10 protein-coding genes, 3 tRNA genes and 1 pseudogene are annotated in these 6,912 nt (G+C 72.9%); 5 read left to right on the plus strand and 9 right to left on the minus strand.

Translation table 11 applies throughout. The features are described 5' to 3' along the window. Window positions 1-261, minus strand: a pseudogene (locus R7226_RS30425) (PadR family transcriptional regulator); the annotation flags it as partial. 131 nt (window positions 262-392) lie between these two features. On the opposite strand from R7226_RS30425, the gene R7226_RS30430 reads away from it, so the two are divergent. The 4 genes from R7226_RS30430 to R7226_RS30445 all read left to right on the plus strand — a co-directional run bounded on the left by R7226_RS30430 (window position 393) and on the right by R7226_RS30445 (window position 1,461). Then, window positions 393-575 carry a hypothetical protein gene (locus R7226_RS30430; RefSeq protein ID WP_318601278.1) on the plus strand — a complete coding sequence of 61 codons (183 nt, stop codon included), beginning with the start codon at window positions 393-395 and terminating at the stop codon, window positions 573-575. 284 nt (window positions 576-859) lie between these two features. Further along, window positions 860-1,114: a helix-turn-helix domain-containing protein gene (locus tag R7226_RS30435; RefSeq protein ID WP_318601280.1), complete on the plus strand. Its 255-nt coding sequence runs from the start codon at window positions 860-862 to the stop codon at window positions 1,112-1,114. 11 nt (window positions 1,115-1,125) lie between these two features. After that, entirely contained in the window at window positions 1,126-1,380 is a 255-nt protein-coding gene (locus R7226_RS30440; protein WP_318601281.1) for a helix-turn-helix domain-containing protein, read from the plus strand. A gap of 10 nt (window positions 1,381-1,390) precedes the next feature. After that, window positions 1,391-1,461: transfer RNA gene (locus R7226_RS30445), tRNA-Trp, on the plus strand. A gap of 109 nt (window positions 1,462-1,570) precedes the next feature. On the opposite strand, the gene R7226_RS30450 is transcribed toward R7226_RS30445, so the two are convergent. Next, complete coding sequence (locus R7226_RS30450) at window positions 1,571-1,915, minus strand: ArsR/SmtB family transcription factor (RefSeq protein WP_318601283.1); 345 nt, start codon at window positions 1,913-1,915, stop codon at window positions 1,571-1,573. Between the two features lie 55 nt (window positions 1,916-1,970). Continuing rightward, window positions 1,971-2,057, minus strand: a tRNA-Leu gene (locus tag R7226_RS30455). An 83-nt stretch (window positions 2,058-2,140) separates the two neighbouring features. Between R7226_RS30455 and R7226_RS30460 the strand changes: the two genes are divergently transcribed. Then, window positions 2,141-2,701 (plus strand): hypothetical protein, encoded by a 561-nt coding sequence (locus R7226_RS30460; RefSeq protein WP_318601285.1) that lies wholly within the window; start codon window positions 2,141-2,143, stop codon window positions 2,699-2,701. A 1-nt stretch (window position 2,702) separates the two neighbouring features. Here R7226_RS30460 and R7226_RS30465 read toward each other — a convergent pair whose 3' ends face one another. The 6 genes from R7226_RS30465 to R7226_RS30490 all read right to left on the minus strand — a co-directional run bounded on the left by R7226_RS30465 (window position 2,703) and on the right by R7226_RS30490 (window position 6,714). Next, window positions 2,703-3,647 carry a quinone oxidoreductase family protein gene (locus R7226_RS30465; RefSeq protein ID WP_318601287.1) on the minus strand — a complete coding sequence of 315 codons (945 nt, stop codon included), beginning with the start codon at window positions 3,645-3,647 and terminating at the stop codon, window positions 2,703-2,705. Between the two features lie 2 nt (window positions 3,648-3,649). Further along, window positions 3,650-4,063 (minus strand): YccF domain-containing protein, encoded by a 414-nt coding sequence (locus R7226_RS30470; RefSeq protein WP_318601288.1) that lies wholly within the window; start codon window positions 4,061-4,063, stop codon window positions 3,650-3,652. Window positions 4,064-4,073: 10 nt separating this feature from the next. Next, window positions 4,074-4,298 carry a hypothetical protein gene (locus R7226_RS30475; protein ID WP_318601289.1) on the minus strand — a complete coding sequence of 75 codons (225 nt, stop codon included), beginning with the start codon at window positions 4,296-4,298 and terminating at the stop codon, window positions 4,074-4,076. 44 nt (window positions 4,299-4,342) lie between these two features. Beyond that, window positions 4,343-4,425, minus strand: a tRNA-Leu gene (locus tag R7226_RS30480). Window positions 4,426-4,489: 64 nt separating this feature from the next. After that, on the minus strand, window positions 4,490-5,305 hold the full coding sequence (locus R7226_RS30485) for an inositol monophosphatase family protein (RefSeq protein WP_318601291.1): 816 nt from the start codon (window positions 5,303-5,305) through the stop codon (window positions 4,490-4,492). After that, a complete protein-coding gene (locus R7226_RS30490) occupies window positions 5,302-6,714 on the minus strand; it encodes an amidase (RefSeq protein WP_318601292.1) in 1,413 nt (470 codons plus the stop codon). The genes R7226_RS30485 and R7226_RS30490 overlap by 4 nt, the downstream gene beginning before the upstream one ends. Window positions 6,715-6,912 lie beyond the last annotated feature (198 nt).

Here is a 6,912-nt window from a genome sequence, read left to right on the forward strand (position 1 = left end):
GCCGCCCGGTCCGAAGGGGAAGCCGCCGCCCGGGCCGCCCGGGCCGCCAGGCCCGAACGGGAAGCCGCCGCGACCCCAGCCGCCGCGACCGAAGTCGCCGCGCCCCGGGCCGCCGCCGCGACCGTGCTCGCCCTGGCCGTGACCGCCGCCGTGGCGACCGCCGCCGGACATGGCACGCCAGAAATCCGTGATGTCGAAGCCGCCTCGATGGCAGGAGCCGGAGCGTCCCGCATCAGCGGCGAAGTTGGCTGCATATCGCATGCCGTTCTCCTGTCGTTGACTGTTCTTGATGCGTCAAAGATATATCGGAACAGTCTTTTCGTCAAGTCGGCCGACGCGCCGCGTTCACCGGCAGCGCAACTCCCGCCGCCGTCGCCGCGTTATGAACCGTGATGGGGACGCAGCCGCAACCGCCGGAACAGCCGCCGAAGCCCGATCCAGAGGCCGCGCTCAGGGCCGCCGAGCTGCTGCGCGAGATGAGCCGGGCGCCGGTCGGCTCCAAGCAGCGCCGCTTCCTGCGGCGGGCGGCCGAGCGGGCGCGCAAACGCGCGCAGGCAGAGCAGCGCGAGCACTGACCCAGAACGCACGAACGCCCCGGCGCGTTGCCGCAACGGGGCGTTCGATGCCCCCTGCCGCCGGGGGGTGCCGGCTTACGGGGAATCCCGGGCGCGATGCCGCCGGCGGTCGTGCGCGCATGAGGGGGAATCAGCGCGCAGGCCGGCCGCGCCGCTGCCCGAGGCGAAGCGGACTATACCCAAGAAAACCGTCTACAGGTGGAGATTTACCACCGCTAGACGGTGGTTCACCACCCCTAGAGGGTGGTGCCGCGCCCGCCGGTGAAGGAGCTTTCACCGTTCCGATGCGCGACCCCTCCGTTCAGCTCGCGGCGTTCGCCAGAACGCTCAGACGGCTTCGCCGTGAGCGCGACCTGTCACAGGAGGCGCTTGCCGACCGGTCGGGGATCAGCGCCAAGCACATCGGCGAGATCGAACGCGCGAACAAGGAACCCGGCATCACGACGGTGATGAAGCTCTCCGACGGCCTCGAACTTCCACTTTCGGAGTTCTTCGCCCATGTCGATGAGCGCCGCGAAGCCGTCACATCACTTGCCTAGTATGCGAACATATGTTCGTGTCCGGCAGACCTCCAACCACGTCACCGCTCGCGCGCAAGATCCGTCAGCTGCGTCGTCAGCGGGAGCTCTCGCAGGAAGCGCTGGCCGCTGCCGCCGGCATGCATCCGAAGCATCTCAGCGAGATCGAGCGCGGCAACAAGGATCCGCGCGCCACGACGGTCGCGCGGCTGGCGGAGGCGTTGGGCGTGACCGTCGGCGAGCTGTACGACCAAGGCGACAGCGCGGGCGGCAAACACCTACAATGACCGCCGCCCCGGGCCACTGGTGTATCGGTAACACGACGGTCTCCAAAACCGTAACGCGAGGTTCGACTCCTCGGTGGCCCGCTCCGCGCACGCCTCGGCTCTCCGCCGGGGCGTCGTTCGTTGTGGAGCGGTGCGTCGCGCGCTCGTGCCGTGATCGGCGCGTTCGTGCGATCGCCGGCGCGCGGGCGGCTCAGGCGGGGACGCGCTCGGGCGCGGCGGTCGCCGCGCCGTTGCTCGTGGCAGCGGTCAGCACCGCCGTCAGCAGACCGGGGAAGCGCGCGTCGAGGTCCTCGCGCCGCAGCGAGAGCAGCCGCCGCTTGCCGTCGACCCGCGTCTCGGTGATGCCGGCCTCGCGCAGCACGCGGAAGTGATGTGACGCGGTCGCCTTGCTGACGCCGAGGTCGAACGAGCCGCAGGGGCGCTCCCCGCCGCAGGCGAGCTCGCGCACGACGGCCAGGCGCGCGTCGTCGCTGAGCGCGTGCATCACGGCGGTCAGCTCGATCGCGGCGGTGGCTGGCTGATCTGGAGTGCCCATCGCTCTCCATTCTATGCCGCTCTGGCGTGCTGCTGCGCACATTCGCGATCGAGAATGCGGGCGGAGGGATTCGAACCCCCAAGGCCTCTACCTGGCCAACCGGCTCCTAAGGCCGGCGTGTCTACCGTTTCACCACACCCGCGGGGTGTTGTCGGCGACGAGCGAGCTTCCCTCGCGACGGGAAGTGCGCCACGCGACCGCGGGGGATTGTAGGGTCCACGAGGGATGGAGGACGGCTACGTCATCGACCGGCCCAATCGCGCGAAGGCGTCGTCGAACACCACGCGCGCGATCGTCGTGCTGCTGCTGCTCGTCTCGGCGGGTCTGCAGCTGATCGTCATCCTCGGCGGCTGGTCGGCGCTGCAGGGCAGCAAGGCGCTCCAGCTCGTCTACGCGCTGCTCTACATCGGGATGGCCTATCTGGTCAGCCGCTGGAACCGCGGTGTGCTTCCGGTCGTCGCCGCGCTCGCGATCCTGCTGCTGATCTTCGCGGCCGTCTCCGGCCCGGAATGGCTGGAGCGCGACAAGCCCGGCTTCTCGACGCCGGAGTCGATCTTCGGCGGCGACGGACTCGAATCGTCGGTGCTCGGGCTGGTGACCTTCATCGTGATCCCTGTGCAGCTGCTGCTGATCGCCTTCGCCGCGCAGGCGTTCAGGCAGGAGTGGCACGTCGAGCTGGAAGTGCCGAAGAGCCGCGCGAAGTGGAAGGGCGCCGCACCGCGCAAGGTCATAGACCGGCCCGGCCAGCGGCGCGGCACCACCGGCACCGGCGCCGCGCGCGGCTGACCTACGGCACGAGCACGAGCTTGCGCCCGTGCAGGCCGGCCTGCTGACGCGCCCACGCGTCCGCGACGTCGCGCAGCGCCACGCGCTCGACCTCGACCGTGAGCCGGCCCGCGACCGCGTGCTCGGCGAGCGTGCGGTACGCCGCCTCCTTGACGCCGGCGGGCGCGAGGAAGTTCGTGTGGCCGCGGATCTCCGCGAGCGTGCCGCGGATCGCCGCCGACGACAGCTCCGCCGTCGTCCCGGCCGACTGGCCGATCTGGATCAGCCGCCCGCCGCGTCCCAGCGCACCGAGCGCGGCTGCCGCCGGCGCGCCCCAGAGCGGATCGATGACGACGTCGAAGGCGCCGCCGGCGGCGTCGCGGAAGGCGTCGGTGAGCGCGGAGCCGCTCGTGCCGTCGAGGCGCACGGTCGCGTCTGCGCCGTGCGCGACCGCCCGCTCGAGCGCGGCGGCGTCGCGACCGGCGGCGACGACGCGGCCGGCGCCGAGCAGCTTCGCCGCCTGCACCGCGATCAGGCCGAGCACGCCGGTCGCGCCGAGCACCAGCACCGTCTCGCCCGGTCGCAGGTCGGCCCGCCAGGCGAGCGGCAGCCACGCCGCGAGGCCCGAGATGCCGAGCGCCACGGCGAGCCCGTCGTCGAGCCCGTCGGGCAGCTCGATCGTCGCATCGCTCCGCACCAGCGCCCGCTCGGCGATCGCGCCGAACGGCGTGACCGGGCGGTCGAAGTAGACACGGCGCCCGTCGGGCAGCGTCCCGACGCCTTCGCCGCCCGCGACGAACGGCAGCGGATCTCTGCCGGAGTAGAACGTGCCGGCCGCTCTCGCGACGTCGACCGGGTTGACGCCGGCCGCCGCGACGGCGATGACGACCTGCCCCTCCCCCGCGGTCGGCTCGTCGAACTCGCGCGCGACCGGCGTTCCGTACTGCTCGACGACGGCGGCGCGCATCCTCAGAAGCTCGTGATCTGCTCGGCGTCGAGCGCCCGCGCCTGCTCGACCGTCACGATCTCGCGGCCGAGCGGCAGCAGCGAGACCGGGATCAGCTTGAAGTTCGCCAGGCCGAGCGGGATCCCGATGATCGTGATGCAGAGCGCGACGCCGGTGATCAGGTGCCCGAGCGCCAGCCACCAGCCGCACAGCAGCAGCCAGATGACGTTGCCGATCCCGGAGGCGACTCCCGCGTCGCCGCGGCGGACGACCGTCTTGCCGAACGGCCACAGCGCGAAGACCGCGATCCGCAGCGATGCGATCCCGAACGGGATCGTGATGATCAGGATGAAGCAGATCAGCGCCGCGAAGGCGTAGCCGATCGCCATCCACAGACCGCACAGAACGAACCAGATGATGTTCAGCAGGAGGCGCATCGTCCTCCGATCATGGCCGAAGCTCCGCCCCGAACGCCTGCAGCTCGCGCGCATAGGTGATCGGGCAGTCCAGCGCGTGCGTCCACGGATCGTCGGCCGGTGGCTCTGCGCCGCATCCGAACGGACAGGAGTTGTCGGGGGCGGCGCGCAACAGCCCAGCGACCTCGGCGACGATCGTCGCCAGCTTCATCTCCTGCGTGGGCGTGAGTCTGAGGGGCGGCGCCTGGTCGGTCATGTGTGCAGCCTACGGGGCCCGAAGCGAAGAAATCGACCCCTCTATACGGCGGGTGGGACTCGAACCCACACGGGCTTGCGCCCAGCGGCTTTTGAGGCCGCCGCGTCTACCATTCCGCCACCGCCGCGTGGAAGAGGGACCGAGTCTACGCGCAGCCGGGGTGTCGGTGGCGAGCCAGCGGTCCGGCGCGCTCAGTCGATCACGAGCGCGTGCAGGTGGTCGACCAGCGCCGGCGGGGCGACCGCGAGGCCGAACGGCAGCTCGTGGTCGGCCGGCAGCTCGCGCACGGCGAGGCCGGCGCGCTCGCAGATCAGCGCGCCCGCGGCGTAGTCCCACGGGTGGATCCCGCGCTCGTAGTAGGCGTCGGTGCGGCCGGCCGCGGTCCAGCAGAGGTCGATCGCGGCGCTGCCGCCGCGGCGGATGTCGCGCACGCGCGTGATCAGTCCGCTCAGCACCTCGGCCTGGCGTGCGCGGATCCGGGCGTCGTAGGCGAAGCCGGTCGCGACCAGCACCTGCGAGAGATCGCTCTGCTGGGAGGCGGCGATCGGAGCGCCGTTGAGCGTCGGGGCGCCGCTGCGGGTGGCGGCGAACTCCTCCTCGCGGACGGGATCCCAGACGACGCCGACGATCGTCCCGTGACGGTCCTCCGCCGCGATGCTGACCGACCACTGCGGGTACTGGAAGAGGTAGTTGACGGTGCCGTCGAGCGGGTCGACGATCCAGCGGATGCCGCTCTCCCCCGTCGGCGGCGTCTCGCCGCCCTCCTCACCGAGGACCGCATCGCCAGGGCGACGCTCGGCGAGCAGCGCGCGGATCGCTCTCTCGGCGTTGACGTCGGCCTCGCTGACGAGGTCGGTGTCGGTCGACTTCGTGCGCACTCCCCTGGCGTTGCCGTAGTAGTGCAGCAACACCTCTGCGGAGGCGCGCGCGGCGTCGCGCGCGACCTGCAGCAGCTCGGTCTCGATCGTGGGCGTGTCGGTGGAGGCGTCGGCGGAGGAGGAGGTCACTCCGCAAGCGTAGGCCGCCGCGCGCTCCACGGTCGTGCCGCCTCCAGCTGCCCCGCGAGCGACAGCAGCGTCGCCTCGTCGCGCGTGCGGCCGACGAGCTGGACCGACAGCGGCAGGCCGCCGTCCGTGAAGCCCGCCGGGACCGCGGCTGCCGGCTGCCCGGTGACGTTCCAGCCGGGCGTGAACGGCGTGAAGCGCGCGACGCCGTTGAAGGTCCACAGCGCGCCGCGGCCGTCGTAGCGGCCGATCGGGAGCGGCAGCGCGGCGAGCGCCGGGGTCAGCAGCAGGTCGTGGTCGGCCAGCACGCGGCTGAGCGCGACCGTCGTCGCCCCCTCGCGCTCGCGCGCCCAGCGCACGAAGCCGTCGGGCAGCAGCCGGCCCATCCGCACCATCCCCTGCGTGCGCGACTCGAGCCGCTCGGGGTGCGGGAGCTTCGCCGCGTCCTCCGCGATCCCGCGCAGGTAGCGCGCGATCACCTGCGGCAGGACCGGGTCCAGCGGCGGGTCGACGCGCTCGACCGTGTGGCCCAGCTCGCGCAGCAGCGCGATCGTCTGTTCGAGAGCCGCGCGCGGCTCTCTCGCGACCGGTGCGAGCAGCGGGTTGCGGGTCGTGTAGGCGATCTTCAGCGGGCGCCGCGGCGGCGTCGCGGCCGCGTGCGCGTACGACGGCGCGCCAGGGTCGCGGTCGGCGGTCGCGTCGAGCCAGAGGGCGGTGTCGGCGACGGTGCGCGTGACGCAGCCGGTCGTCGAGAGGTCCAGCCACGGCTCGTGCTTGGGCGCCTCCGGCACGCGCCCGCGCTGCGGCTTGAGCCCGAAGAGGCCGCAGCAGGCGGCCGGGATGCGGATCGAGCCGGCCCCGTCGGTCGCGAGCGCGGCTGCGGCGAGGCCCGCGGCGACAGCCGCGCCCGAGCCGCCGCTGGAGCCACCCGGAGTCCGGCTCAGATCCCACGGGTTGCGCGTGATGCCGTACGCGGCGGTCTCGGTGAACGGCCACTGCATCAGCTCCGGGGTGTGGGTCTTGCCGATCACGATCGCGCCGGCGGCGCGCAGCCGGCGGACGACCTCCGCGTCGGCGAGGGCTGGCTGATCGGAGGAGGCGGCGGAGCCGTAGCGAGTCGCCTCCCCAGCGACGTCGACGTCGTCCTTGATCAGGATCGGGACGCCGAGCAGCGGGCGCGCGGCGGCGCCGTTGCCGGAGGTGCGCGCCATCGCCTCGCGGCGCGCGGCGGCCTGCTCGGCCTCGGCGAACGCGCGCTCCGGAAAGGTCACGCGGACCGCGTTCAGCAGCGGGTCGATCCGCTCGATCCGCTCCAACTGCAGCTCGACCAGCTCGCGCGGAGTGACCTCCCCGCGGCGGACCAGATCGGCCTGACCCGCGAGGCCGGCGAAGGCGAGGTCGGTCGCGTCCATCGCCGCAGCGTAGTGGGTGGCGTGGCGTGGCGGGCCGGCTGCGGTGGCATGATCGCGACCGATGGAGCGAGCGAGCGAGATCGCGGTGGCGGGCGCGAGACGGCCGGCAGGTGCGGGCGCGGCGCCAGGCGCGGGCGCGGCGCCAGGCGCGGGCGTGGGCGCGGGACCGCCGGCGGTCGCGGGCAGCGACGCGGAGCG

The organism is Conexibacter stalactiti, from assembly GCF_033542075.1.
GTDB lineage: Bacteria > Actinomycetota > Thermoleophilia > Solirubrobacterales > Solirubrobacteraceae > Conexibacter > Conexibacter stalactiti.